At 37.2% G+C, this 24,400-nt stretch carries 27 protein-coding genes; 17 read left to right on the top strand and 10 right to left on the bottom strand.

What is annotated here, in order from left to right; translation table 11 throughout:
• The first annotated feature begins 57 nt into the window (after nucleotides 1–57).
• The gene (glyA, locus tag FJR09_RS02510; protein WP_015078355.1) at nucleotides 58–1,341 is read left to right on the top strand and encodes a serine hydroxymethyltransferase; all 1,284 of its coding nucleotides are present in this window, start codon (nucleotides 58–60) and stop codon (nucleotides 1,339–1,341) included.
• Nucleotides 1,342–1,572: 231 nt separating this feature from the next.
• Here glyA and FJR09_RS02505 read toward each other — a convergent pair whose 3' ends face one another.
• Nucleotides 1,573–3,105: a YifB family Mg chelatase-like AAA ATPase gene (locus tag FJR09_RS02505; protein ID WP_168634676.1), complete on the bottom strand. Its 1,533-nt coding sequence runs from the start codon at nucleotides 3,103–3,105 to the stop codon at nucleotides 1,573–1,575.
• A 120-nt stretch (nucleotides 3,106–3,225) separates the two neighbouring features.
• On the opposite strand from FJR09_RS02505, the gene FJR09_RS02500 reads away from it, so the two are divergent.
• Nucleotides 3,226–3,831 carry a Uma2 family endonuclease gene (locus FJR09_RS02500; protein WP_168651313.1) on the top strand — a complete coding sequence of 202 codons (606 nt, stop codon included), beginning with the start codon at nucleotides 3,226–3,228 and terminating at the stop codon, nucleotides 3,829–3,831.
• A 40-nt stretch (nucleotides 3,832–3,871) separates the two neighbouring features.
• The gene (locus tag FJR09_RS02495; RefSeq protein ID WP_015078358.1) at nucleotides 3,872–4,435 is read left to right on the top strand and encodes a Uma2 family endonuclease; all 564 of its coding nucleotides are present in this window, start codon (nucleotides 3,872–3,874) and stop codon (nucleotides 4,433–4,435) included.
• A gap of 64 nt (nucleotides 4,436–4,499) precedes the next feature.
• On the opposite strand, the gene FJR09_RS02490 is transcribed toward FJR09_RS02495, so the two are convergent.
• Nucleotides 4,500–5,405 carry an Rpn family recombination-promoting nuclease/putative transposase gene (locus FJR09_RS02490; RefSeq protein ID WP_168653503.1) on the bottom strand — a complete coding sequence of 302 codons (906 nt, stop codon included), beginning with the start codon at nucleotides 5,403–5,405 and terminating at the stop codon, nucleotides 4,500–4,502.
• Between the two features lie 96 nt (nucleotides 5,406–5,501).
• Here FJR09_RS02490 and FJR09_RS02485 point away from each other — a divergent pair, with 96 nt between their 5' ends.
• The 7 genes from FJR09_RS02485 (at nucleotide 5,502) to FJR09_RS02455 (ending at nucleotide 10,756) form a co-directional block, all read left to right on the top strand.
• Entirely contained in the window at nucleotides 5,502–5,852 is a 351-nt protein-coding gene (locus FJR09_RS02485; protein ID WP_015078360.1) for a histidine triad nucleotide-binding protein, read from the top strand.
• Nucleotides 5,853–6,075: 223 nt separating this feature from the next.
• Nucleotides 6,076–7,158, top strand: coding sequence for a photosystem II q(b) protein (gene psbA, locus FJR09_RS02480; protein ID WP_015078361.1), 1,083 nt, complete (start codon nucleotides 6,076–6,078; stop codon nucleotides 7,156–7,158).
• Between the two features lie 146 nt (nucleotides 7,159–7,304).
• Nucleotides 7,305–8,582: an AAA family ATPase gene (locus FJR09_RS02475; protein WP_168652615.1), complete on the top strand. Its 1,278-nt coding sequence runs from the start codon at nucleotides 7,305–7,307 to the stop codon at nucleotides 8,580–8,582.
• Nucleotides 8,579–9,082, top strand: coding sequence for a hypothetical protein (locus FJR09_RS02470; protein WP_168652614.1), 504 nt, complete (start codon nucleotides 8,579–8,581; stop codon nucleotides 9,080–9,082). The genes FJR09_RS02475 and FJR09_RS02470 overlap by 4 nt, the downstream gene beginning before the upstream one ends.
• Nucleotides 9,083–9,111: 29 nt before the next feature.
• Nucleotides 9,112–9,588 (top strand): GNAT family N-acetyltransferase, encoded by a 477-nt coding sequence (locus FJR09_RS02465; RefSeq protein WP_168652613.1) that lies wholly within the window; start codon nucleotides 9,112–9,114, stop codon nucleotides 9,586–9,588.
• The gene (locus tag FJR09_RS02460; protein ID WP_168652612.1) at nucleotides 9,585–10,244 is read left to right on the top strand and encodes a ComF family protein; all 660 of its coding nucleotides are present in this window, start codon (nucleotides 9,585–9,587) and stop codon (nucleotides 10,242–10,244) included. The genes FJR09_RS02465 and FJR09_RS02460 overlap by 4 nt, the downstream gene beginning before the upstream one ends.
• 56 nt (nucleotides 10,245–10,300) lie before the next feature.
• Complete coding sequence (locus FJR09_RS02455) at nucleotides 10,301–10,756, top strand: PPC domain-containing protein (RefSeq protein ID WP_015079953.1); 456 nt, start codon at nucleotides 10,301–10,303, stop codon at nucleotides 10,754–10,756.
• 431 nt (nucleotides 10,757–11,187) lie between these two features.
• On the opposite strand, the gene FJR09_RS02450 is transcribed toward FJR09_RS02455, so the two are convergent.
• The 4 genes from FJR09_RS02450 to cobS form a co-directional block, all read right to left on the bottom strand.
• The gene (locus FJR09_RS02450; protein ID WP_015079952.1) at nucleotides 11,188–11,475 is read right to left on the bottom strand and encodes a type II toxin-antitoxin system PemK/MazF family toxin; all 288 of its coding nucleotides are present in this window, start codon (nucleotides 11,473–11,475) and stop codon (nucleotides 11,188–11,190) included.
• Nucleotides 11,465–11,830, bottom strand: a complete 366-nt coding sequence (locus tag FJR09_RS02445; RefSeq protein ID WP_200863818.1) for a hypothetical protein — start codon at nucleotides 11,828–11,830, stop codon at nucleotides 11,465–11,467. Before FJR09_RS02445 ends, FJR09_RS02450 begins: the two co-directional genes overlap by 11 nt.
• Before the next feature lie 325 nt (nucleotides 11,831–12,155).
• The gene (locus FJR09_RS02435) at nucleotides 12,156–13,742 is read right to left on the bottom strand and encodes a hypothetical protein (protein ID WP_168652611.1); all 1,587 of its coding nucleotides are present in this window, start codon (nucleotides 13,740–13,742) and stop codon (nucleotides 12,156–12,158) included.
• A gap of 345 nt (nucleotides 13,743–14,087) precedes the next feature.
• Nucleotides 14,088–14,867, bottom strand: coding sequence for an adenosylcobinamide-GDP ribazoletransferase (gene cobS, locus FJR09_RS02430; RefSeq protein WP_168652610.1), 780 nt, complete (start codon nucleotides 14,865–14,867; stop codon nucleotides 14,088–14,090).
• 211 nt (nucleotides 14,868–15,078) lie between these two features.
• Between cobS and FJR09_RS02425 the strand changes: the two genes are divergently transcribed.
• From FJR09_RS02425 to psbM, 5 genes are all read left to right on the top strand, one after another.
• On the top strand, nucleotides 15,079–15,531 hold the full coding sequence (locus FJR09_RS02425) for a hypothetical protein (protein ID WP_168652609.1): 453 nt from the start codon (nucleotides 15,079–15,081) through the stop codon (nucleotides 15,529–15,531).
• A 253-nt stretch (nucleotides 15,532–15,784) separates the two neighbouring features.
• Nucleotides 15,785–16,921, top strand: coding sequence for a tRNA guanosine(34) transglycosylase Tgt (tgt, locus tag FJR09_RS02420; RefSeq protein WP_015079948.1), 1,137 nt, complete (start codon nucleotides 15,785–15,787; stop codon nucleotides 16,919–16,921).
• Between the two features lie 75 nt (nucleotides 16,922–16,996).
• The gene (locus FJR09_RS02415) at nucleotides 16,997–17,134 is read left to right on the top strand and encodes a photosystem II reaction center protein K (RefSeq protein ID WP_006195022.1); all 138 of its coding nucleotides are present in this window, start codon (nucleotides 16,997–16,999) and stop codon (nucleotides 17,132–17,134) included.
• 133 nt (nucleotides 17,135–17,267) lie between these two features.
• A complete protein-coding gene (locus tag FJR09_RS02410) occupies nucleotides 17,268–17,564 on the top strand; it encodes a 2Fe-2S iron-sulfur cluster-binding protein (protein ID WP_015079947.1) in 297 nt (98 codons plus the stop codon).
• A gap of 89 nt (nucleotides 17,565–17,653) precedes the next feature.
• Nucleotides 17,654–17,758, top strand: a complete 105-nt coding sequence (gene psbM, locus FJR09_RS02405) for a photosystem II reaction center protein PsbM (protein ID WP_015079946.1) — start codon at nucleotides 17,654–17,656, stop codon at nucleotides 17,756–17,758.
• Nucleotides 17,759–17,904: 146 nt separating this feature from the next.
• Here the strand turns inward: psbM and FJR09_RS02400 are convergent, their stop codons facing one another.
• Nucleotides 17,905–18,756 carry a universal stress protein gene (locus FJR09_RS02400; protein WP_015079945.1) on the bottom strand — a complete coding sequence of 284 codons (852 nt, stop codon included), beginning with the start codon at nucleotides 18,754–18,756 and terminating at the stop codon, nucleotides 17,905–17,907.
• Between the two features lie 509 nt (nucleotides 18,757–19,265).
• Between FJR09_RS02400 and FJR09_RS02395 the strand changes: the two genes are divergently transcribed.
• Nucleotides 19,266–19,676: a GNAT family N-acetyltransferase gene (locus tag FJR09_RS02395; protein WP_015079944.1), complete on the top strand. Its 411-nt coding sequence runs from the start codon at nucleotides 19,266–19,268 to the stop codon at nucleotides 19,674–19,676.
• Nucleotides 19,677–19,709: 33 nt separating this feature from the next.
• Nucleotides 19,710–20,618, top strand: coding sequence for a ribonuclease HI (gene rnhA / locus FJR09_RS02390; RefSeq protein WP_015079943.1), 909 nt, complete (start codon nucleotides 19,710–19,712; stop codon nucleotides 20,616–20,618).
• An 85-nt stretch (nucleotides 20,619–20,703) separates the two neighbouring features.
• On the opposite strand, the gene FJR09_RS02385 is transcribed toward rnhA, so the two are convergent.
• The 3 genes from FJR09_RS02385 to FJR09_RS02375 all read right to left on the bottom strand — a co-directional run.
• A complete protein-coding gene (locus tag FJR09_RS02385) occupies nucleotides 20,704–22,584 on the bottom strand; it encodes an ABC transporter ATP-binding protein (RefSeq protein ID WP_168652608.1) in 1,881 nt (626 codons plus the stop codon).
• Between the two features lie 47 nt (nucleotides 22,585–22,631).
• Nucleotides 22,632–23,096: a hypothetical protein gene (locus tag FJR09_RS02380; RefSeq protein ID WP_168651125.1), complete on the bottom strand. Its 465-nt coding sequence runs from the start codon at nucleotides 23,094–23,096 to the stop codon at nucleotides 22,632–22,634.
• 809 nt (nucleotides 23,097–23,905) lie between these two features.
• Nucleotides 23,906–24,400, bottom strand: a 495-nt coding sequence (locus FJR09_RS02375) for a WD40 repeat domain-containing protein (RefSeq protein WP_371725015.1), incomplete at its 5' end; no start/stop codon positions are given.

The raw sequence follows: 24,400 nt of genomic DNA, 5'->3' as shown, positions 1-24,400 counted from the left end.
TGGTAATAGGTTTAACCGCAATCTCGATTTTCGTCAACTGCCATAAGGATAATAAACGTGACAAAAACTAATTCAGACCTGTTAAAAAACTCTGATCCTGCTATTAATGAACTAATTAACCAAGAATTACAGCGTCAACGAGACCACTTGGAATTAATTGCGAGTGAAAACTTTACCTCCGCTGCTGTATTAGCTGCTCAAGGTTCAGTATTAACCAACAAATACGCTGAAGGATTACCAGGTAAACGCTATTATGGCGGTTGTGAGTTTGTTGACGAAATTGAACAAATAGCCATTGACCGGGCTAAACAGCTATTTGGTGCGGCTCATGCCAATGTTCAACCCCATTCCGGCGCACAGGCTAATTTTGCCGTCTTCCTAACCCTGCTGCAACCAGGGGACACAATTATGGGTATGGACTTATCCCATGGAGGACACCTTACCCACGGTTCACCAGTGAACGTTTCTGGTAAATGGTTCCAAGTCCGTCATTATGGCGTAAGTAAAGAAACTGAACAATTAGACTATGACCAAATTCGTGATTTAGCTATCAAAGAACGGCCTAAACTCTTGATTTGTGGTTATTCAGCCTATCCTCGGATTATTGACTTTCAAAAGTTCCGCAGTATTGCTGATGAAGTTGGCGCGTACTTACTCGCAGATATTGCTCACATTGCTGGTTTAGTGGCGACTGGTCATCATCCCAACCCCCTGCCTTATTGTGATGTTGTCACAACTACAACTCATAAAACCTTACGTGGACCTCGCGGCGGCTTGATTTTGACTCGTGATGCAGAATTGGGTAAAAAGCTGGATAAATCAGTTTTCCCCGGTACTCAAGGTGGACCACTAGAACACGTGATTGCTGGTAAAGCTGTGGCTTTTGGTGAAGCTCTTAAACCTGAGTTTACAACCTATTCTGGACAAGTAATTGAAAATGCTCGCGCTTTGGCTACGCAATTGCAAAACAGAGGATTCAAATTAGTGTCTAATGGCACGGATAATCACTTAATGTTAGTAGATTTACGTTCTATTGCCATGACTGGGAAGAAGGGAGATCAACTAGTCAGCACTGTTAATATTACCGCCAATAAGAATACAGTTCCTTTTGATACTGAATCACCTTTTGTTACCAGTGGTTTAAGATTGGGTTCTCCCGCTATGACTACTAGGGGTTTAGGTGTGGCAGAATTTACGGAAGTTGGCAATATTATTGCTGATCGTTTACTTTCTCCAGATGCGGATACAGTCACTAAAGATTGTTTGATGCGAGTGGCGGCATTGTGCGATCGCTTCCCATTATATCCTCACTTGGAAATTCCTGTACCAGCCCTAGCTTAATAAACTTTGGATTTTGGGTTATTGATACTGATCCAAAATCCAAAATTTGGTTTTTAAACCGACTATTTTTGCTTTATTTGTTCTATCGCACTGGACAGGGTAAGTAGGTGAACACAATAAAACCAATCTGTGTAAAGAAAAGTAAAATCGCCCAAACCCTCTTCACTCTTGCCTCTTGCCTCTTGCCTCTTGCCTTGCCATAACGACAATTTTTAATGCTAACCTACTTAGTTATTGCATTCTATCAATTGTCCGATATTGAATTGCTTCGGCTACGTGCTGGGGTTTAAGGTTTTCATCTGCTGCTAAATCTGCTATAGTTCGTGCTACTTTAAGAATGCGATCGCTTGCTCTTGCTGATAACCCTAATTTCCTAATTGCTGCTTCTAATAAAGTCCGACTAGCATCATCTAAATTACACCATTTTTGTAAATGACGACTTTGCATTTGAGCATTACATTGTAAATCTTCTTCTTTTTGAAATCGAATCATAGCCAATTCTCGTGCTTTTTTCACTCTTTCTGCTACAGATTTTGACGCTTCTCCCGTTGGTTGTTGAGTAATTTCTTCGGGTTTCAAACGATTTACTGCTACTTGCAAATCAATTCTATCCATTAATGGTCCAGACAATTTTGCCCAATATTGTTCCCGTTGTCGAGGTGAACAAGTACATCCTTGAATTGTATCACCATAATAACCGCAAGGACAGGGATTTGTACTGGCTACTAATGTAAATTGTGCCGGAAAAGTGACAGATTGTTTAGTTCTAGAAATTGTCACAAAACCATCTTCCAAAGGTTGACGCAGAAACTCCAAAACATCTCTTTTAAATTCTGTTAATTCATCTAAAAAAAGTACACCTCTGTGAGATAATGAAATTTCGCCAGGACGAGGAAAAGTACCACCACCAACTAAAGATGGACCAGATGCAGAATGGTGGGGACTTCTAAAAGGTCTTTCTCTAACTAATGAACCTCGATTTTTCAACAATCCAGCCACAGAATGAATGCGTGTTACTTCCAAAGATTCAGGAAAACTTAAAGGTGGTAAAATTCCCGATAAACGCCTTGCTAACATCGTTTTTCCGCTTCCTGGTGGTCCAACGAAAATCAAATTGTGTCCTCCCGCAGCCGCAATTTCTAAAGCCCTGCGGGCGTGCGCTTGTCCTTTGACATCTTGCAAATCTGCTAAATTTAAAGATGTTTCTTGGGTAGTTTCTACTGCTTTATTTAACTGGACAGGTTGATATTTTTTAGGATTATTTAATAAGTCCACTACATCAGCAATATCTTTACAACCATAAACCATTAAACCTTCAACAACAGCAGCTTCTTGGGCATTATCAGCAGGAACAACTAAACCTGTAATTCCCATCTTTTTTGCAGTTGCAGCAATAGGTAAAACACCAGCAACAGGACGCAAACTACCATCTAAAGAAACTTCCCCCAAAAATAAAAAATCTCCTAACAAATCGGCGTTAACTTGTTCAGAAGCTGCTAAAATTCCCACACTAATCGGTAAATCAAACGCGGGTCCCTCTTTTCGTAAGTCTGCGGGAGTTAGGTTAATGACAATCTTTCGGATGGGAAAAGCAAAACCCGCATTTTTTAAAGTTGCTTTTACCCGTTCTTTAGATTCTTGAATTGCGGAATCTGGTAAACCTAAAATCACAATTCCCGGTAAACCACCAGAAACATCAACTTCCACACCCACTTTTACAGCGTCAATCCCGATGATAGATGCACTCCAAACTCTAGCCAGCATTTTTTATATATCAATAAACCTTGATCATATCAAAGCAGATTTGTGGGTATATTAACAATGAGTGAAATCACCCAAGAGGATTGTTAATATAATAATAGCAGCTAAAGATGCAGGTGAATTATGGTTCAAGCATTAACAAAATTATTAACCTTTGCACAATTCATCCTTGAATACGGTAACAACCCCCGCTATGAACTTGCAGACGCAGAATTGATTGATATGGAACCAACTGGACCACATGAAGCCGTGGGTGGTAAACTGGCAACCAAACTGGGTATTGCTATTACTCATGCTGAACTTCCCTGGTTTATTCCTCGCACCTGTCTAATCCGTCCTTTTGCAGAAACAGCCACAGCCCGCCGTCCTGATATTGTAGTATTAGATGAAACTGTACTTGACGATGAGCCTTTTTGGGAACATGAACCAGTGATTGCTTTAGGAAAATCTATTAAGTTAGTTGTGGAAGTTGTTAGCAGTAATTGGGAAACTGATTATGCGCGTAAAGTTGAAGAATACGCTTTATTAGGAATTCCTGAATATTGGATTGTTGATTATCGGGGATTGGGTGGCGTTGTTTTTATTGGTAAACCAAAACAACCTACATTTACAGTTTGTCAACTAATTGGAGAAGATTATAGTCAGCAAAAATATCGGTTAGGAGAATTTATTAAATCTCCTCTTTTACCCTCGCTGCAACTGCGGTTAGATGATGTGATGCCACGATAATTGATTTAGAATAATTACAATTCACTTAACTCAAACGATAATGGTTCAAACTCCCACTAAACTCCTAACCTTAGATGAATTTCTCAAACAGCCAGAAACCAAACCAGCCAGCGAATTTATAGACGGTAAAATTATCCAAAAACCTATGCCTCAAGGAAAACACAGCACGGTGCAACTTGATCTCGGTGCTGATATCAATATAGCTCTCAAACCCCAGCATATCGCTCGTGCTTATTCGGAACTGCGCTGTACCTTTGGGAGTAAATCTATTGTTCCTGATATCGCAGTTTTTACTTGGGAACGTATTCCCCGTGACGAAAATGGTAAAGTATCTAATACCTTTGCACTCGCACCAGACTGGACAATTGAAATTCTTTCTCCTGATCAAAGTCAAACTAAAGTTGTTCGCAATATCCTTCATTGTCTCACTCATGGGACTGAAATGGGGTGGTTGATTGACCCAGAAGAAGAATTAGTATTTGTTTATTTTAGCAATCGTACCATTGAAGTTTTTGAAGTTGCAAGCGATCGCCTACCTGTTCCCCATTTTGCAGAGTCCTTTAAGCTAACAATTGGTCAACTTTTTAGTTGGTTAAGCGAATAGCAAAACATGACAAATTATCTCCATTTTTACCTTTTATACTCGTGATAGTTGAGATTTGAACTTGTTATGACAAATTTTGGAGTATGTGTTTTAGTTCCTCTAAACTTGCAACGGTGAGAATCGAACGTTGAACTATTTTTAGTGTCTCAAGATCAGATATTTCTGATATTTTCGGCATGAATTTTAATCCTTCATTGCCAAATTTAACTTCTAAACATAACTCAATGCTAGAGAGTCTGTCTTTTCTTTCTCCTTGTTGTTCACCTTGTTGCATTCCTTGTTGCATTCCTTGTTGCATTCCTTGTTGCATTCCTTGTTGCAATATTTCTTGATACCAAGGTGATTCGCGTAAAACTGTCATATCCCACCTCATAATTTCTTGAACTAAGGAACTATCTAATACAAACGTAGCAAAAAAAGCAAGAACCGTTTCTAATTGATTTAATTGTTCATCAGCTTGCAATAAACGCAATGCTTCCCGAATTATAGATTCATCTTCACCACCTTTGAGAATCGGCACAAAAGGCAGTAGAGACGGTAAAGGTTGTTCTAAGGCAATTTTAACATCTACTTCCCACAGGTTAATTACACGGTAATCTTGACGCACTTCTAAACCAGCAAGATTAGATTCATATCGCGTTGGTATTTCAGCATCACCTGTTTTGAGAATGTTAATTAGTACAGGATATGTGGGTAATTTATATTTTTCCTCAGCTAATCCTGCATAAGCTCGCATTCTTCGCGGCATTTCTGGTTTATACCGCAATTGTAATTCATTGAGAACTAAAAACTTCCCATATTCTTTACTTTCAACCCGGATAAGGACATCACTTTCTCGACTAATCCATTGAAATTCAGAATTGAGAATTTCCCCAGCAACCACATCCGGGATTTGCGTTACCCATTTTACCCAATTATTGGGTGCAAGACTAATTAAGCGTTTGGTACTAACATCCGCAGGTTTGGCCATAAAACTATAAATGCACTGACTACACAATAGCTTAACTTTTTATCGCCTGTTCCAGCGATCGCTTAAAATCTTGAGCAGATGAGTAAGTAAAACTGTATGAGTCAGAACACAGAAACGATTTTCAGTAAAATCATTCGTAAAGAAATCCCCGCGAATATTGTTTATGAAGACGATTTAGCACTAGCCTTTACAGATGTTAACCCTCAAGCACCAGTTCACATCCTTATTATACCCAAAAAACCCATAGTTAGCCTAGCTACCGCAGAACCTGAAGATCAAGCACTTTTAGGACATCTATTATTAACAGTCCAGAAAGTTGCAGCACAAGCAGGACTGGAAAACGGTTATCGCGTAGTTATGAATACTGGTGTTGATGGCGGACAAACGGTCTATCATCTTCATATACATATACTAGGCGGTCGTTCTATGTCCTGGCCTCCTGGTTGAATTTTACATCTGAAATAGTCCAGAACTCTTGTGGGGTGGGCATCCTGCTCGCCCAATTATCACAATAGCTGCTGTAAATCCCATGATATCAGAAAAACTAATGACTTTCATAACTAATACCTACTTTAAATAGCTTTACAAATCCAAACATAAAGCTTAATATAAGTTCATGAGGTAGAAACACCTACCAAAACATACATAACTCAAACGCAATTATAAACACATGACAACTACCTTACAACAGCGCGAAAGTGCTAACGTATGGAATCGCTTCTGCGAATGGATCACCAGCACTGACAACCGTTTATATATCGGTTGGTTCGGAGTATTAATGATCCCTACCCTCCTCGCTGCAATTACTTGCTTTGTAATTGCATTTATCGCTGCTCCTCCCGTGGACATTGACGGTATCCGCGAACCAGTTGCAGGTTCTCTACTCTACGGAAACAACATCATCTCCGGTGCAGTAGTTCCTTCCTCCAACGCTATCGGTTTACACTTCTACCCTATTTGGGAATCTGCTTCTTTAGATGAGTGGTTGTATAACGGCGGTCCTTACCAGTTAGTAGTATTCCACTTCTTGATCGGCGTATTCTGCTACCTCGGTCGTGAATGGGAACTTTCTTACCGCTTAGGAATGCGTCCTTGGATTTGCCTAGCATTCTCCGCACCTGTAGCTGCTGCTACCGCAGTATTCCTAATCTACCCAATCGGTCAAGGTTCATTCTCAGACGGTATGCCTTTAGGTATCTCTGGAACGTTCAACTTCATGATCGTGTTCCAAGCAGAACACAACATCTTGATGCACCCCTTCCATATGTTAGGTGTAGCTGGTGTCTTCGGTGGTTCTTTGTTCTCTGCAATGCACGGTTCACTCGTAACTTCTTCCTTGGTTAAAGAAACAACCGAAAACGAATCACAAAACTACGGTTACAAATTCGGTCAAGAAGAAGAAACCTATAACATCGTTGCTGCTCACGGTTACTTCGGTCGCTTGATTTTCCAATACGCTTCCTTCAACAACAGCCGTCAACTACACTTCTTACTCGCTGCATGGCCTGTAATTGGTATCTGGTTCACAGCTTTGGGTGTTAGCACAATGGCTTTCAACTTGAACGGTTTCAACTTCAACCAATCTGTCATGGATTCTCAAGGTCGTGTTATTGCTACCTGGGCTGACGTAATCAACCGCGCTAACTTAGGTATGGAAGTAATGCACGAGCGTAACGCTCACAACTTCCCTCTAGACTTGGCTGCTGCTGATGTTGCTCCTGTTGCTTTAAGCGCTCCTGCTATCAACGGTTAATAACTAGAGTCTAGTTAAATAAAAAACGCTCTCCACGAGGGGGGCGTTTTTATTATGAAAAATAAATTATTGTTAATCAGATTTTGAATTATAATGTTTTTACTAGAAAAGGAAAACGAAGTAAATACAGCAAATAAAGATGATATATGAGTCAAATAAAAGTTAAAAATTTCGGACCAATTAAGTCGGGTTTTGCAGAAAATAATGGATTTATAGACATTCGCAAAATTACTGTTTTTATCGGTAATCAAGGAACGGGAAAAAGTAGTATTGCTAAGTTAATTTCAACATTTAGCTGGTTGGAAAAACAGTTATATCGTGGAAATTTAGAAATAAAAGACGTGAAAAACTATAATAAGTTTATTAAAACATATTGTAACTATCACAATTTAAAAAACTATTTCTTGCCAGAAACTGAAATTGAATATCTAGGAAATGCTTTTAATTTTTCTTTTCAAGATAGGAAATTAAACATTGATTCCAGAAATTTTGAAGCAATCATTTTCAATAGTCTGTGTATTATTAATAATATTCCCAAAGAATATTTTGTACCTAAAATCATGTATATTCCGGCAGAACGAAACTTTTTTAGTGTTGTCAAGGGTGCTGAAAAAGTAAAAGGGTTGCCTCAATCATTATCTACTTTTTTTGAGGAATTAGAGCGTTCACAACAGGAATTATCAGAAAGTCTGACTTTACCAGTGGGTGATGTAAAGTTGGAATTTGATAAAATTAATAGTAGTTTAAATATTCTAGGACAGGATTATAAATTAAATATTTCCGAATCTTCAAGCGGGTTTCAGTCTTTTATTCCTTTGTTTTTAGTTTCTAGAAATATTGCGTTGTCTATTGGTCAAAATAAAGATTCTTCCCAAAGTGAATTGAGTGGAGAAGAACAACAAAGATTAAAAATAGAAATCGAAAGAATCCTATCCAATGATAATCTTTCTGAGGAAGTTAAAAAAGCTGCTTTGGAAGTATTATCTTCTAAATATAAAAATGAATGTTTTTTAAATATTGTTGAAGAAATAGAACAAAACCTGTTTCCAAAATCGCAAAAAGACGTTTTATATAAATTATTAGAATTTGCTAACCTTACAGAAGGTAATACACTAATTCTCACTACCCACAGTCCTTATATTATTAATTATCTGACATTAGCAATCAAGGGATATCAGGTTTTACAGAAAATTCTAGATTTACCAAACAGCAATTTACTAAAAGAACAACTAGAAAATATTGTTCCTCAAGTATCTTGTGTATCTGATAAAGATTCAATTGTATATGAATTAACAGAGACAGGGGAAATTATCAAACTTTCTACTTATGAAGGATTACCTACTGATGAAAATTATCTCAATTCTTTCTTAGCAGAGACTAATAACCTTTTTGATAATTTACTGGAAATTGAGGAACAAATATGAGTATAAATTTTTTTAAATCTACTTGTCAAAGTCAGACAAATCAGTATAAATTTGGACTTTGTGATGATCCTAACAAAGATAAAGATCCTGCTTATATTGACACTGTTGATTGTAGTAAATGGATTGCTATTGTTGAAAATAATCAAGAAATAGAGGTGATATTTACCGCTATTGATAATTGTATTGAAATTCTCAGATCAGATGGTACAATGGATAATCGTTGTGATGGTATGCTGACTTACAACAATCATCTTATTTTCGTGGAATTAAAAGAGAAAAATTATAGAAATAATTGGGTTGTAAACGGAGAGAAACAATTAAAAAATACAATTAATGTTTTTATAGCAAATCATGATTTAGCAATTTATAAATCTAAAAAGGCATATATAGCTAATAACAAAAAACCTAATTTCCAGTCTTCACAAATGGGAAGAATGGCCAGATTTGAAGCTGAAACAGATTTTAGATTAATCATCCGAAACACTATAGAAATTTCCTAAATAGTATTCTAATTTAATGGACTAAATTTATGTATCAATACCAAGATTTTATCATTCGCAATTGGCAAGAAAAAGACCGCATTTTTGCACCCACAGTTATTAGTTCTGTATTATCAGAATACGGTTTACCTTGGCAACCGGAAGCAGCAGACAAGGATGTATTAAATATTGAAGAATATTATTTAGCAACTGGTGGAGAATTTTGGGTAATTGAACATCAAAATCAGATTGTCGGGACTGCTGCCTATTATCCCATAAATCGCGGCGAAAAAGCGGTAGAAATTAGAAAAATGTACCTTTTACCAAAAGTGCGCGGTTTAGGATTAGGCAAATATTTATTACAACAACTAGAAACAGCAATTGCTTTACGGGGATTTAAGCAAATTTGGATTGAAACCGCCAGTATTTTAGCTGAAGCTGTTAAACTTTATGAAAGTAATGGTTATCTACCAACAACAGGTGTAGAAACTAGCAGATGTGATTTAGTCTATGTAAAATATCTATGATCAAGATATTCCAAAACCTTCTGAGTCTTTTTCTTAAATCCTCTTGTCCCCTGTGTCAACGTCCTACACCCAGGGAACTTTGTCCATATTGCATCAAACAAATTCAAAGTTGTCACAAACAAAATCCTGCTTATTTATGGAAACAACCATTACCAATATTTGTGTGGGGAAATTATGGTGGTGCAGTCAAAAGAGCGATCGCTGCATTAAAATATGAGAATCAGCCACAAATTGGTTATGTGTTAGGAGAATGGTTAGGGGAATCATGGTTATTACATTCACCGCAACCACAACAACAGCTTTTAGTTGTTCCTATCCCTATGCACCCCAAAAAACAAAAACAACGGGGTTTTAATCAAGCTGCATTAATAGCTGAAGGTTTTTGTAATGTGACAGGATACAAATTGAAAATCAATGGTTTAGAACGCATCAAGGAAACCAAAGCACAATTTAGTTTATCCGCAGTTCAAAGACAAGAAAATTTAGTAAATGCTTTTGTGATTGGTAAAGATTTGCGTCGTCATCCCCATATACCAATCTTATTAGTGGATGATATTTATACTACTGGTGCTACTGTTAAAGCTGCTGTACAGACTCTTGAACAACATCAAATTACAGTCTTGGGTGTAGCTGCTGTTGCCACGACAAATAAATAAAAATCAAGCTATATTAGATTAGTTACCCTGTATTTCTGGGAACAGTATTTCAATTTATGAAAAAGATTTTTGCAGTGGGTTTCAGAAACATCTTAATTATTCCTATTACATTGCTAACAATGGGGATTTGGATCAAAACAGCCTCAGCACAAAATAAGTTATATAGCCCTATTCCGTTAACTAATTTGACAGAAATTTCTGATACCTTATCAAACAAAGATATTCCCACAGGACAAGGGGGATTTGCTCGTGATTATGCAATCAAATTAAATCAGGGTGATAATTTATCTATTGATTTGTCATCGGAAAACTTTGACAGCATTATTACACTATTAGCACCCAATGGTTCAACAGCAGGAGAAAATGATGATGCTCCCGACGGTACAAGTAATTCTCTATTATTTACCCGCATTACAGAAACAGGAACTTACATTGTGCGCGTTCATTCTTTTGGGGAAACTGGGGTAGGGAAGTTTAAACTCAAGGTGACAAAACTGCAACCTGTGAAGTAGGGTTTGCGCGTTCAATCCATCCTTAATTGGGTATAATTGAATTGACGAGTTAAACGAAATAAATTATGAAAATTCAAGTAATCATATATGAAGCAGAAGCAGGCAGTTTTTGATTAATTTATCACAGATTATACTCAATAAAACTAAGAAAATAAAATTTTATGTTTTCAATAGTCGGTTTTAACCGACTTTAGCTATAAGACAGGGAATTTTTTCCCTGGATTTTGGAACATCAATTTTGAATATAAAAATCCGCTAATTATATATCTTGACAATAGCACAAAATTTCAAGATGTCAATACCCTAGTAAACTCGTTAGCTTATTGATTACATTCTCAATAATCTTGAGAATTAACTCAGAATATTCTCAATAAACACAAGGATGTGATTTTTTTGAAAAAGAGAGATTGAAAAAACTTATATGTCTGATGTCAGACTACCACGATATGCCACAATCCGAGAAACATCAATCGAAGTGTTACCAAATGATCAAGTCTGATGGTTGATGATTTGCGAAGACCACTCATAATAAAATCTGGATTTTCTGGTCTGAGAATAATATCTGTATGAAGGGGATTTTCGGGAATACGGCTGGTGATTAGGGCAAAAATAATGTGCTGATATGCTCCAATTGTATTGGTTAGACAATAGGCAGGACGGACTTTACTGGAAGATAAATCGTCAAAGGGAAATTGAATTAAAACGATTTTACCCTTCATGAGCTACAGGTTGTCCATCTTTCAGGGTATAAATATCTTCTTCTGGATCATGCAGAAAAGCAAAGCTAGGGTTATTGGAAACAGCATCTAACCAAGTTTGTTCATTAAGTTCATCTTCTGGCATTAAAAGAATAACGCGCACAACCCTGTCCTTTGCTTGGGGAATGGGATGATCAAGTTTGATTTGCCCTTGGGTATTTAGGATACCAGTGGTTTCAATCGCACGCATAGCTAAATCTAAGAGGGGTGATTTTATTCTAACATTATTTGGCTCGTTTATTGTCGCATGAGAAATTAGTAACTCGCGGACAATTTGGCGATATTTAGCTACACAAGTATCAAGTAAATATTGCATAAATTCAATTAAAAATATTAAACTGAAAATATGGTTTCATCAGGTGGCAGCAATTCGTTTCGATAGGACTCAAAGGTAATACTATCTGCAAAACCTTGATGTTGCAAAATTAGATTTGACCAAGTTCTAGTTTTGTTTTCTAGAAATGTAGCTAATACAGTGCCTTCGTGAATGTCCTTTGGTATTTCAGCAAGTTGGATTTTTCCATCTTTATAAATTCCCTGAACAGTTTTTAGTATGGATTAATCTCAACCAATTGGGCGATCATTATTACTATCAATTGTACTACAAGACATCCCTTGTTATTGTCGGCGTACGTCCTTAATTAAATATAATATATGTCATCAATATCTTGATTGTCTTTGGTTATTTTTATCATTATGACACATTCCACATTAGATAATTCTCGGTTATTTTCTTTAATCTTCTTCGTCAGTTTTTCTGATACCTTTTCCCAATCTTTTTTTAAGAATTTTGCAGTTTCTAATGTTCCTTCCGATGATATACCACCAACAATTGTTACTTGTTTTTCATTTATCTTAGTTTTGCATATTAATCCCCAAAAAACGTTAGTACCATTATCAGAGTCATCTTGGTATGACACTTTTTTACCGGGCGAACTATTTATATTTATAATAATTTTCTTGTTTCTAGTATCTGTAGTATCTAACGTAAATAAGCGATTATTTGTTTCAAAATGAGATACTAATTTATTAGAAAATAAACCTAAAATAATTAGACTTTTATATTGATATTTTTCGATTTCGGAAATGTCGATATCATCTGTATGAATTTTGTCTATAATATATTCTTTCGCTGCCAATAAACTAGTGATATAACAGAGAGATTTTGTATCTGAAGTTGCCACAAAGTTAAGTTCACTTAATTTTTTACCAGTATTTTGTTCTAGATCACTGTGTTTAATTTTCTGTGCAAGGTATTTTGCATATTTATCTATTTCATCTTCTTTTAACATATTTTTATCTATCTTAAATATCGTCATTGCTTTATCTATTGTGTCCTTAATATTAATATTAGGATAACTTTTGAAATTTATCCTAATAATTTTCTTGATATAAGCTTCTCTTATCTCTTTTGCATATTCACTGTCTAGAGTGTTCCTGGAATATTGAATATTTTTAAGAATTTTAGATATCAAGTCCGAGAGTTTAAGATTTGGATTTTCTACTATGTATTGTATTTCATCCATTATATTATCTACATCTATATTTTCATATCTGTCGTTGTCAGTTATATAGTTGGAGGTATATAAGTATTCTATTAATTTTTTTAACTTATTCTTGTCGATATTCTGATTCTCCATTATGTCGATATTGTTCATTATTTTTTCTAACAATTTATCGGGATCTCTCCTGTATTCTTCATATAAACCGGTTATTATTTCTTTAAAAAACGACATCGGAAAAGCCTGAATATGAAGTATTATATGATTAATTAAAAATTCTTTTGGAAAATAATTTTCACTATTATTAAAATTAGGATTTTTTAGTATGTGATTTATTACATTTTCTAAAGATTTCAATGGGAAATCTGGGATTACAATTGCAACATCATTCTTATTATTTATAGGATAAGAATCAAACCCAAAAAAATCATCGAATGCTATTTTTTTATCTTGTGTTGACCAAATTTCAGCTACGCGAGTAAAAATTTGTACTAGTGAAGCAGTAAACAAAGCCCACTCTAAAGTAGTAATTCTATTCCATACTTGACAACTAAGTTGTTTGTCTCCACAATAATCATTTTTTGAAAAAAAGCTTGTCTTAATTATTGTAGTTATCAATATTACAAGAATAGCAAAAATAGCCAGATACCAAAACTTTTTGTACCCAGTTCCAAGTTTAGAAGATGGACTAAAAAATCTGAAAAGTTTTCTAATATCTTTCAACATAATCCTTTTATCCTTCATTGCTTTTTGGTTTCAGTTTTAGCATACAAAAATTTTAGTATTTAAAATATTTAAAACAGACATTTTAGTTATAAATTATAGTTACAAAATACACTAAATTAACTTCATAGTTGGTTTACAGGCAACTACTCAATAACCCTCTTTCATCAATTTGGCTTTTCCAGGCTATATTTATCCTTTCCTCAAGATTTCGGCTCAATAGCACCATACCGAATATCATCAATGAGTTATTTCTAATCAAAAAAGTGTCACAAGAGTTACATTAAAAGACTTTGCTAAAAAAATTATGCAACAAACTGGTAGATATATTTTTTATCACTCTGTCTTCTAAGTCGAGATAGTGCTAATTACACACAAAAACAACGCTTCAGTCCACTCCACCACAGCCCCATAAGTATCTCCCGTATGTCCACCCAACTTATAATCAAACCAAGCTGCGGTAACAACAGAAATCACACTTCCAGTCAAAACCATCCCCACAGATAAAACTAACTTATGGGGATTAATTAACCAAACAACAGCACTCAAACCTAACAATAAAAATAAACTTGGTAATAAATCTAAATAAGAACGAATAGCTAGTTTATGAAATGCACCCTTACCAGTTGGTTTTAGATAAGGATATTGACAAATAGCCATTTGTTGTCCCCAACGTCCCCAGCCACAACCAGCCATTAACACTAAATAATGATTTTCGGCTATATCTGTTAAAGCAGTAATTTTCAAAATAATAATCATAATAGCAGACATTGCCCCAAATGCACCAGTAGCACTATCCATCATTACCTGCAATCTACGTTCAGAATCACCTACTGCTAAACCATCAGCCGTATCCATCGCACCATCTAAATGTAACCCTCCCGTAATTGCTATCCACGCACCTACTACCAAAGCATTACGAGTTAGCACGGGGACACCCAAATAATTCATTCCCGTATCTAATCCACCTAAAATCCCCCCAATCATCAACCCAATCACCGGTGCAAAACAAGCAACCTTCTGGAAGTCCAAATTTTGCAGATAGGGTAAGGGAATAGCTGTATAGAAAATCACAGCCGCAACTAAATTTAGCAATTGCTGTTGCCACCAGCGCAAAACATTAGCCATACTTTAGAAAGAGTTCAATTAGCTAAATACTTCCAGTATTCATGAATATAAATGTTCTCATCATAAATCACTCCCAGGCTGACAATCTACCTCAAAAGATGAGACGATCGCCTCCTAAACTTGATATTTTGGAACTATGGGAAATTAACAATCCATCTTATTGATAGTCTGGCTGCGTTGTCACTCACCTTTCATAAACCGCTATTTCTCTATGAGTAATCATCTACCCCACACCAAAACGCCAGCCCCGTGCATAGTCAACATGGGCATAGTTGTCAACAAACTCGATATCCGCCGATTGCTGAATGATTTAGGTAGAGTCCACTACATTTACACCCAAGAAAATAAGCTACTGAGTGAGGGTGACGGGGATGTAATGGAAGTATTCGCTAATTCCCATCGCTCTACCTTAGTCACCAATAATGCACTATATGTGAATGTGGATAGTTTTGATTATCTGGAGTTAAAACTATCCCCACAACAAGAAACCTACTTCGACTTAGTTCAAGAGGAAATGTGTTTACGGTTGATTCCTCTTTCTACTCCTTTACAAGCAAGACGCGATCGCCAATTTAACGTTACGGTTATAGAAGCGATGATGGATCAAGTCCTAGCAGCTAGATGGGATGCGGAAATTGATGACGACTGCTGTGATTCTTTTTAAAGGAGTCAGGAGTCAGGAGTCAGAAGTCAGGAGTCAGGAGTCAGAAGAAGGAGAAAAAGAAAGGATGTAACAACGTAGGAATTGTAGATCCCCCTACGGTATTAGCAAACCCTAACAAAAAAATCATATCCTCTTTGGGGTCATAGTGGATTGCGGGGTATGACCCTCACAAGACAAAAACCCCCACGAACGCCCTAAGTAACACCAAAAATGTTAAGTTGATGGATAAATTTAGCTAACTAGTATTTTTGCCTTGAGCGCCAATTTTTCCTTTGAAAGTCTCGCTACCTGTAGCCAGACCAAAGCTAGAGCCGGAATATTTTCTACTCCCCACGGAATTGTAGAAACACCCAGGTTTATGCCTGTGGGAACATTAGCTAATGTCAAAACTATCACCCCTGCCCAACTGGGAGCAACAGGAGCGCAGATGGTTTTAGCTAATACCTATCATTTACATCTCCAACCGGGAGAAGCCATTGTTGCTGGTGGTGGTGGATTACATAAGTTCATGGGTTGGTCTGGTCCCATGCTCACCGATTCCGGTGGATTTCAGGTTTTCAGTCTGAGCGAAATGCGGAAAATTACTGAAGAAGGTGTAACTTTCCGTTCTCCTCATGATGGGCAAATCATTAAATTAACGCCAGAACGCTCTATTGAAATTCAGAATATTTTAGGGGCGGATGTGATCATGGCTTTTGATGAATGTCCTCCCTATCCTGCCACTCGTCAGGAAGTTGAAGCCGCCACTGACCGAACCTATCGCTGGTTAAAACGCTCTATATCCGCCCATCAACGCCAGGATCAGGCATTGTTTCCCATTGTCCAGGGGGGAGTATATTTAGACTTACGCGCCCGTGCTGCTCAAGAATTGGCGCAGTTGGATATGCCGGGATATGCCATTGGTGGGGTCAGCGTGGGTGAACCAACGGATTTAATGGCGCAAATTGTCCAAACTACAGCGCCGTTGTTACCGCTGAATAAACCCCGTTATTTGATGGGTGTGGGAACTTATCGAGAAATGGCCATTGCGATCGCTTCTGGTGTAGATTTATTTGATTGCGTTATTCCCACCCGCTGGGCTAGACATGGAACGGCTATTGTCTCCGGTGAACGCTGGAATATCAAAAATGCTAAGTTTCGTGAAGATTTTACACCATTGGATGCAGATTGCCCTTGTTACACCTGTGAAAATTTCAGTCGGGCTTATTTATCTCATTTAGTGCGATCGCAGGAAATATTAGCATATACTTTGTTGACTATTCATAACATCACCGAATTAATTCGCTTTACTCAAAAGATTCGCGCATCAATTTTGAGCGATCGTTTTGTTACCGATTTTGGTCATTGGTTAGAACCATCAGCAATTGATTTAGAAAAAACTGAGGACTGATCATTGAGCTAATCATGATAAAATATATCTCGCATATAAAATCTGTATTTGATTATTAGGTGGATTTAAACAAACATGGAAGCAGCACTATTACTAGCGAAATTGCCTGAAGCTTACCAAATCTTCGACCCCTTGGTAGATGTTTTACCTGTTATTCCCGTCTTCTTCTTGTTACTTGCATTTGTTTGGCAAGCAGCAGTGGGTTTTAGATAAATTACCCATTGCCAATTTTTTGGACAGGTAACATCCACCTGTCCTATTTTTTGGTAAAATTAATAGTTCTTAATATTTTGCAAGAAATCCATATAATTAATCCAGTCACATACTAAATTACCAGGAAGCTACGATGGGAAATATCAAATTTGTTAAAGAAAATCAAGAAATAGTCGCCGCAGATGGTGCTAATCTCCGACTTAAAGCTGTAGAAAATGGCATTGATATATATAAATTTTTCGGCAAAATGACCAATTGTGGTGGTGCTGGACAATGTACTACTTGCGTTGTCCAAATCACTGAAGGATTAGAAAACCTGTCTCCGCGTACAGATTTAGAAACCAAAAAATTCAAAAACAAGCCTGATAACTACCGTCTCGCTTGTCAAACCTTAGTTAATGGACCCGTGACTGTTATCACCAAACCTTAAAGGCTGATAAAAAAATTTGGCTTCACTCTGTCATGGATGATGCTATTCTAGAATAGTTGACTCGAAATTACACAAAAGGCTATCTTGCTATGCAAGTTAATGATTTGGGTTTCGTAGCGAGCATTTTGTTCGTATTAGTACCCGCCGTGTTTTTAATCATGCTTTACATCCAAACCTCCAAGACTGAAGGTTAATTAACAGCCTTGCGAACAGCTATTAGCTTTTGTGAGCATTTTAAAATCGGTGGAAAAGATAGTTAATACTTGGGCTATAAAATAAAAACCCCCCTAAACTCATATAGTGTAGGGGTTTTTATTTAGTCATCGCTAATATGAAGACATTATCCAATAGTGCGTGCCAAGAGAACTGGACAGGTAGCATTAACACGAACATAGTCAGATAAAGACGAGCCAATGAGCCGATCTATATCAACAAAACTCTTAGCAATAGATGGGCGACGGTCCGGGGAACCAATCAATAATAAGTCTATATTCAACTCATTAGTTAAACGACAAATTTCTTCCCCAGGTTTACCACTGCTAGTAATACAACGCACTGCTACAGATTGCTTTTCTGCCTCTGCCACAGCCATTCCTAACACAGAATTTCTCTCTGGTTTAAGATCAGTAATACCTGATAATTTACCACCTAAATCTGCATTAACATTAGCTAAAACCAATTGTCCACCCGCAACACCCCTAAGTAAGAACAAAGCCAAATTTAAAGAGTTTTTGGCAGATTCAGAATTATCCATGGCCACCATAATGCGCTTAATGTTTTTGACATAAATGTCATCTTTCACTAGCAACATGGGACGGGAAGACAGTTGGAAAACGTACTGACTGACGGAATTGGAGAAAATAGATTGTAGCCGCTTCATTCCCCGTGAACCCATAATAATCAAGTCAGCTTCCATTTCGTCAGCGACTTGACAAACTACATCCTTGGGATCACCTTGACGTAAAATAGAAGAAACTTGGCTGGGGTCTAAGTTTAAATACTGAATAGCCTTAGCGAGAATTTTGCCCCCTTCTTCCCATTTGTCGGTCATTACAGCCGCAGTGCTTTGTGGGGTGACAACGTGGAGAACTGTGACCTTTGCTCCTCGAAATGAAGGTAGTTCTTTCAAGTTCTTGAGCATTTCTTCCGCGTGTCCTAAACCGGAGACAGCCAACAAAATTTTTTGGATCATTTTTCCGTCTTTGTCGTGAAGGTTTTTGTGGTTTTTGCTGCTAGTATTGAGCTATGGCTGCGTCAGGCAAGCTATCAGAATGTTTTTTTCTGATGTGCTAAATAACCAAGTTAAGTATTTAGGCATAAATTAACTGATTAGCAGTAAAACTAATACCAACAAGCAGAAGAGTGATTAATATTAAGTTTATTTACGCCTAACTACGTGAAGTGACAACCAGGTTGCCTATCATTCATATCATACAACTAATTGTGTCTAATGAAATTAATAAAAGATGATGTTAGTTATGATTTGTCATCTATGTTAATTTTTTTTAATTTAAGTTAATTATTACCATGATCATTTTTCGGAAATTAAACAACAAATAGCAGAATATCAAGCTTATGCTGAAAAAATGAGAGCAAAAATACCGTTTATATTGTCAGCATTCAGCCGTCAATTTTCAGCTTTTCGTAAAAAGATAAATTTAATTTCTGCTTGAGATTTACAGGATTGATAAAATCAAAAAAATGAATTACCAAGTTGTTAATCAATTAGATGAAACCCAAATTTCCGAACTTGTGGAATTATACAAAAATGAGTTCTGGAGTCACAACCGAACATATCCAGGTGTTGTCAAAATGTTAGCTGCATCTGATATTATCATCGCTTTAGTAAATGAGGAAAAAGAACTAATTGCTTTTTGTCGTATTTTGACTGATTTTGTTTATCGCGGAGTTCTTTATGATGTCATTGTTAAACCTAGTTACAGAAAAATGGGATTTGGTGCTAAGTTATTAGATGAAGTCGTTAATCATCCCCAATTAAAAGAAGTTGAAAATATGGCTTTGTTCTGTTTACCAGAGATGATACCATTTTATCAACAGTGGGGTTTCACTAATGAAGTTGTGAACTTAGAATTAATGTATCGTTATCAATAATATATCAATCCTTGAGAATTCTCTAATTTGATCATGTCTACCCAAAGTCTAATTCAAAGTATATATACAGATGGCGCTTGCACAGGTAATCCTGGCCCTGGTGGTTGGGGTACAGTTGTCTATTTTCATGATGGTTCAGTGCATGAAATGGGTGATTCATCCCAGCACACCACTAATAATAAAATGGAAATGCAAGCTGCGATCGCTGCCTTGGAATTTTTCAAATCATCTCGACAAACTGAACCTATTACCCTGTACACAGATAGTAAATATGTCATTGATTGTGTGACAAAATGGGTAAAAGGCTGGAAAAAGAACGGCTGGAAAAAAGCAGATGGGAATCCCGTTCAAAACCAAGACCTCCTAGAAATCCTGGATCAACTCAATAGCCGACTGGTACAATGGGAACACGTTCGCGGACATTCTGGTAATATTGGCAATGAACGCTGTGATGTCATTGCGCGTTCCTTCGCCAACCATAAAATCCCTCACCTCAAACAATTATTACCTGGACTTCTTCACGAAAATTTACCTAAAATTGGGGAAATAAGCCCAGCAAAAGTATCTAATGATCCAATAAACTCTACAATAACTAATAAAAACACACTAGAAAGCAGTCCGTCTGCATCAGATACAAGCACTATGGAACTATCTACAACACCAACTGCGACTACAACCAACGAACAACCCACGGAAATCAGGGTTTTACAACTTCGCAACTTGGTGGAAACCTTACGGATTGCAGACGAAATTGCCGAAAAAGGCTACCTAATTACCAGTTCAGAATTAGCAGACTTAATGGGTGTTCACTCTAGCGCCGTTACCAGCCGAGGTGATGAATGGCGGTGGCGAAATTGGATAGTTTCACGGGTAAGACGGGAAGGAAATCAAATTCTTTGGGAACTCGAACGTGGGGACAAAATAGCCACAGAAATAGATTGAAAAATATAATTTTTGATTTTCCTTAAATCTTAAAACCCATAGGGGCGCAGGCTATGCGCCCTTGATTGCATTTCAAGATCTTTGATTAAGCTCCTAACATTTGTAAATTGTGCAAAGTGGCATAAAATCCTTGTTGTTGTAGCAATTCTTCATGACTTCCCTGTTCAATTAATTCCCCCCGTTTCAACACAAAAATCCGGTCTACATTGCGAATTGTTGAGAGACGGTGAGCAATAATAATTGAAGTCCGTTGGATTAACAACTGATTTAAAGCTGATTGAACTAAAGCCTCCGTCCCCACATCTAAACTAGCTGTGGCTTCATCTAATACCAAAATTTGGGGATTACGAATAGCCGCCCGCGCAAAGGCTAAAAGTTGTTTTTGTCCACTAGAAAGATTTGTCGCCCGTTCTCGTAATTGAGTATCATAACCTTGGGGTAATTGGTTAATAAACGTCGCTACATTCGTCTTTTCTGCTGCTTGTTGAATTTCTGCAAAACTGTAATTATCACCTAAAGTAATATTACTTTTAACATCACCAGCAAACAAAAACGCCTCTTGCAAAATCACCGTCATATAACGTCGTAGTTCCACTTGAGGAATCTCGCGGATATCCACACCGTCAATCAGAATGCGTCCTTGGGTTGGTTCATAAAGACGACATAACAGCCGAATAATTGAACTTTTACCCGCACCTGTGGGACCAACTAAAGCCACCTTTTCCCCTGGGTGAATGGTAAAGTCTAAATTCTTAATCACATAATCATCATCTTTATAAGCAAAGGAAACATTTTCAAACTTAATTGCTCCCAAAGCCGGAACGGGTGTAAAATCTTGAGATTCTAACTTAGAAACTATCTCATTAATATAGCCAAATTCAAAATCTACATTTGCACTTTGAGGCTGAGAGTAATCTTTAATTTCGATAGGTTCATCTAAAATATCCACTACTCTTTCAATAGCCGTAAACCCAGATTGAATCACCGTAAACTTTTCCGCAAAATTCCGTAATGGTTCAAAAAATTGTTGGGCATATAAAATAAATGCTGATAAAATCCCAAAGGAGATTTGTTGATCTAACAATAACCAACCACCTAACCATAATACTCCAGCAATAGCAATTAAACCAACCCATTCTAAGGTTGCAGAAACTGCGGAATCATACCAAATGCTAATATCTACTTCCTTAATATAACGTTGGTTAGCAGCTCGAAATAACTCAACATTAAATTTTTCGCGGCGAAATAATTGAACTATATTAATCCCGACAATATTTTCTTGAAGTTGAGAATTGAGTACAGAAAGTTCTTCCCTGGTTTTATAATTAGCCCTTCGATACCGCTGTTGAAAATAAATCATCAACCAAGTTATTGGAAACAGGATGAATATCAACAAAGAAGCAAGTTGCCATTGAATAGAAAACATCAATCCTACAATTACTACCATAGATAGTAAATCAGAAACAATGCCTACAGCCCCAGTGGAAAAAACATCTCCTAAACTTTCGACATCACTCGTTAGTCTAGTAATCAATTTACCTACAGGTGTCTGATCAAAAAACCGCACAGCTAAAGATGTTACATGAGTAAATAAATCCTCACGAATATCTGCTGTGATTTTTTGCCCTAATTTTTGCACTAAATAACCTTGGACACTTATTAATACTAAGCGGATAGTAGTTGCAATGAGCAACATTCCAATCAAGATATTTAAGCCTTGCCATAAAGGCATATTTTGCAGAAATTGATATGTACTTGGTTCTTTGCGAATTAACGAAATTGCCTGTCCCACTAATAGGGGTTTGATAGCACTAGCAACAGCAATCGGAACAAGCATTAACATGGATACTGCTAATAGTTTGCCATGACGACGACCATAGGGAACTAAGCGTAAAAATAACCGCCAGTCATTTTCTCGACGACGGTATTCGGGATTGGATTTAGTTGGAGATGGAGAGATGCCCATAAATAACAATTTAGGAGAAAAATAATGTGAAATTCTGCCCTGGGAGACTAATTTTTTTCAAAATTTAAGCCATTGATTTCTTGACATTTGGCCTGTGCGGCTTGATAAGCTGTCAAATATTCTAGCCCCCCCAACATAACATCACCATAATAATCATAGGGGGCTTCACCATAAATAGGTAAAGGATCATCCTCTGGATAATCTTCTTTGGATTCTTCCACAATGGCTTTGAGTTTTTTGGTACTTAGAGCTTGAGCCGGAAAATAATAAAGTTCTTGGGGATTTTTTTGTAAATGGGGAAGTGTCGGATCTATAATTACATCATTAACTTCAATCCAACCATGTTCAACTGGTTTATAGGGTTGACCAGCAAATACTAAAAAGCCTTGGATATACTTTGCCCCTTGGGTGATTAAAACTGCTTTATAAGCATTATCAAAAGGTTTTTTAGCTTTACTTTTGATGGCTTTGGCAATTTCATGAGATAGGGTTTCATCTAATAATTTGTTCATGGGGTAAATTCTCCTTTAATTATTTTGTCAATTATTAATATACACTGTATTAGGCAATTTTTAATCACCTGGACTATATAGCGATCCTAAATTAGTTATGAAAAACAAGATCCCCGACTTCTCTAAGAGGATGTTTGAAAAGTTTTAGGTTGTGATTTTAGGCACTTACAGATCCCCCCTAACCCCCCTTAGCAAGGGGGGAACTAGAGTCAAAGTCCCCCTTAAAAAGGGGGATTTAGGGGGATCTGAAAATATTTGATACACCATGAGGGACTTTTCAAACACCCTCTAAGAAGTCGGGGATCTGACTCTGGGAATGTTCACAAATCAAATAGGATTACTATATGCTAATTATTGTTGATATCCGATAATTACCCCCTTTAATCCCTCGATACTTTGGGGGGAAACCAGAAAATCCAGTCCCCTCCCCTTTGTGAGGCTATCGTGTACACACAAGTTATACTCGAAACGGCTGGATTGTTTGATTCTAAACGTAGGGGTAAAGCAAGAGCTTCATTGGTGTCAACTTAACCTAAAACCCATAGCCCACCTGGGAATGAATTCCCAGTCTAATAGCAGAAGTCATCTGAAGATGACTAAATAACCCGGAAATTTTTGAGTAAACTTTAGTTTACTTTCGCTATTAGCCCGGAAATTCATTTCTGGGTGGGTGTGGAAGCCAACAAATAAGCCATCTGTAGCCTAAGTTGACACCAATGGGGTGGGGTTAATTCCTTCAACACCGCATCAGTAAAGGGATTTTTCCCCGCCTTCAAATCCCTAATTTGCCCTTTTTGGACAACACTTTCTCACTCCGCTAACTTGCGTTTAGCTTTGCCTTTGTTAGCAAACTCCTGTGCTTTTGCTTGGGGGTCAAATTGTAAATTTTTATCCCATTCTTTGGCTTGACGGAAATTAGCCACAGCCCCATTCAGATCATCATTTGCTGCCAAGTTCTCACCTTGGATCACTAACACCGTTGCTGCTAATAATAACCGAGATGGAGTTTGGCAATCCTTTAATTCTGCCAACACTTGAGGATTACCAATCAAATAATTATTCAGCAAATTGCAACCACTGGTGACTAAATTATCTAAATCCAAATCCCATAAAATGATCGTCTTGTCAGCACTCCCAGAAGCCAGTTTTTTGCCGTCGGGGCTAAATCCCACACTCCAGACCGTACTCTCATGACCTTTCAGGGTATTGAGGACTTTCCCTGTGGTTACGTCCCAGATTTTGATCGTCTTGTCATCACTCCCAGAAGCCAGTTGTTGTTGTCCGTCGGGGCTAAATCCCACACT

Source organism: Dolichospermum sp. UHCC 0406 (genome assembly GCF_009712025.1).
Taxonomy (GTDB): domain Bacteria; phylum Cyanobacteriota; class Cyanobacteriia; order Cyanobacteriales; family Nostocaceae; genus Dolichospermum; species Dolichospermum lemmermannii.
Note: the sequence above shows the minus strand (reverse complement) of the source record. Positions and strands in the feature narration are given on the sequence as shown.

Excerpts from the sequence above, each read along its gene's own strand:
- FJR09_RS02505 (WP_168634676.1), bottom strand. The coding sequence starts at position 3,105 with ATGCTGGCTAGAGTTTGGAGTGCATCTATCATCGGGATTGACGCTGTA.
- FJR09_RS02500 (WP_168651313.1), top strand. The coding sequence starts at position 3,226 with ATGGTTCAAGCATTAACAAAATTATTAACCTTTGCACAATTCATCCTT.
- FJR09_RS02495 (WP_015078358.1), top strand. The coding sequence starts at position 3,872 with ATGGTTCAAACTCCCACTAAACTCCTAACCTTAGATGAATTTCTCAAA.
- FJR09_RS02490 (WP_168653503.1), bottom strand. The coding sequence starts at position 5,405 with ATGGCCAAACCTGCGGATGTTAGTACCAAACGCTTAATTAGTCTTGCA.
- FJR09_RS02485 (WP_015078360.1), top strand. The coding sequence starts at position 5,502 with ATGAGTCAGAACACAGAAACGATTTTCAGTAAAATCATTCGTAAAGAA.
- psbA (WP_015078361.1), top strand. The coding sequence starts at position 6,076 with ATGACAACTACCTTACAACAGCGCGAAAGTGCTAACGTATGGAATCGC.
- FJR09_RS02475 (WP_168652615.1), top strand. The coding sequence starts at position 7,305 with ATGAGTCAAATAAAAGTTAAAAATTTCGGACCAATTAAGTCGGGTTTT.
- FJR09_RS02470 (WP_168652614.1), top strand. The coding sequence starts at position 8,579 with ATGAGTATAAATTTTTTTAAATCTACTTGTCAAAGTCAGACAAATCAG.
- FJR09_RS02465 (WP_168652613.1), top strand. The coding sequence starts at position 9,112 with ATGTATCAATACCAAGATTTTATCATTCGCAATTGGCAAGAAAAAGAC.
- FJR09_RS02460 (WP_168652612.1), top strand. The coding sequence starts at position 9,585 with ATGATCAAGATATTCCAAAACCTTCTGAGTCTTTTTCTTAAATCCTCT.
- FJR09_RS02455 (WP_015079953.1), top strand. The coding sequence starts at position 10,301 with ATGAAAAAGATTTTTGCAGTGGGTTTCAGAAACATCTTAATTATTCCT.
- FJR09_RS02450 (WP_015079952.1), bottom strand. The coding sequence starts at position 11,475 with ATGAAGGGTAAAATCGTTTTAATTCAATTTCCCTTTGACGATTTATCT.
- FJR09_RS02445 (WP_200863818.1), bottom strand. The coding sequence starts at position 11,830 with ATGCAATATTTACTTGATACTTGTGTAGCTAAATATCGCCAAATTGTC.
- FJR09_RS02435 (WP_168652611.1), bottom strand. The coding sequence starts at position 13,742 with ATGTTGAAAGATATTAGAAAACTTTTCAGATTTTTTAGTCCATCTTCT.
- cobS (WP_168652610.1), bottom strand. The coding sequence starts at position 14,867 with ATGGCTAATGTTTTGCGCTGGTGGCAACAGCAATTGCTAAATTTAGTT.
- FJR09_RS02425 (WP_168652609.1), top strand. The coding sequence starts at position 15,079 with ATGAGTAATCATCTACCCCACACCAAAACGCCAGCCCCGTGCATAGTC.
- FJR09_RS02415 (WP_006195022.1), top strand. The coding sequence starts at position 16,997 with ATGGAAGCAGCACTATTACTAGCGAAATTGCCTGAAGCTTACCAAATC.
- FJR09_RS02410 (WP_015079947.1), top strand. The coding sequence starts at position 17,268 with ATGGGAAATATCAAATTTGTTAAAGAAAATCAAGAAATAGTCGCCGCA.
- psbM (WP_015079946.1), top strand. The coding sequence starts at position 17,654 with ATGCAAGTTAATGATTTGGGTTTCGTAGCGAGCATTTTGTTCGTATTA.
- FJR09_RS02400 (WP_015079945.1), bottom strand. The coding sequence starts at position 18,756 with ATGATCCAAAAAATTTTGTTGGCTGTCTCCGGTTTAGGACACGCGGAA.
- FJR09_RS02395 (WP_015079944.1), top strand. The coding sequence starts at position 19,266 with ATGAATTACCAAGTTGTTAATCAATTAGATGAAACCCAAATTTCCGAA.
- rnhA (WP_015079943.1), top strand. The coding sequence starts at position 19,710 with ATGTCTACCCAAAGTCTAATTCAAAGTATATATACAGATGGCGCTTGC.
- FJR09_RS02385 (WP_168652608.1), bottom strand. The coding sequence starts at position 22,584 with ATGGGCATCTCTCCATCTCCAACTAAATCCAATCCCGAATACCGTCGT.
- FJR09_RS02380 (WP_168651125.1), bottom strand. The coding sequence starts at position 23,096 with ATGAACAAATTATTAGATGAAACCCTATCTCATGAAATTGCCAAAGCC.